This window comes from Lysinibacillus sp. RU7 (assembly GCF_057837305.1).
On sequence record NZ_JBYQFK010000082.1, the window covers coordinates 1 to 361 of the forward strand.

At 53.2% G+C, this 361-nt stretch carries 4 tRNA genes; all 4 read left to right on the top strand.

Features of this window, described 5'->3' with window-relative positions:
• The 4 genes from AC3II9_RS21595 (at nucleotide 1) to AC3II9_RS21610 (ending at nucleotide 359) form a co-directional block, all read left to right on the top strand.
• Nucleotides 1-75 (top strand) — tRNA-Asn (locus tag AC3II9_RS21595).
• A gap of 8 nt (nucleotides 76-83) precedes the next feature.
• Nucleotides 84-175 (top strand) — tRNA-Ser (locus AC3II9_RS21600).
• A 19-nt stretch (nucleotides 176-194) separates the two neighbouring features.
• A tRNA-Glu gene (locus AC3II9_RS21605) sits at nucleotides 195-269 on the top strand.
• A gap of 17 nt (nucleotides 270-286) precedes the next feature.
• Nucleotides 287-359 (top strand) — tRNA-Val (locus tag AC3II9_RS21610).
• The last annotated feature ends 2 nt before the right edge of the window (nucleotides 360-361 follow it).

Here is a 361-nt window from a genome sequence, read left to right on the forward strand (position 1 = left end):
TCCGAAGTAGCTCAGTGGTAGAGCAACCGGCTGTTAACCGGTTGGTCGTAGGTTCGAGTCCTACCTTCGGAGCCATTCTTCTTGGAGAGTTGTCCGAGAGGTCGAAGGAGCACGATTGGAAATCGTGTAGGCGGTTAACACTGTCTCAAGGGTTCAAATCCCTTACTCTCCGCCATCCTAAACATTTTATTATTGGCCCGTTGGTCAAGTGGTTAAGACACCGCCCTTTCACGGCGGTAACACGGGTTCGAATCCCGTACGGGTCACCATTTAAATAAACCCAGATGGAGGATTAGCTCAGCTGGGAGAGCACCTGCCTTACAAGCAGGGGGTCGGCGGTTCGAGCCCGTCATCCTCCACC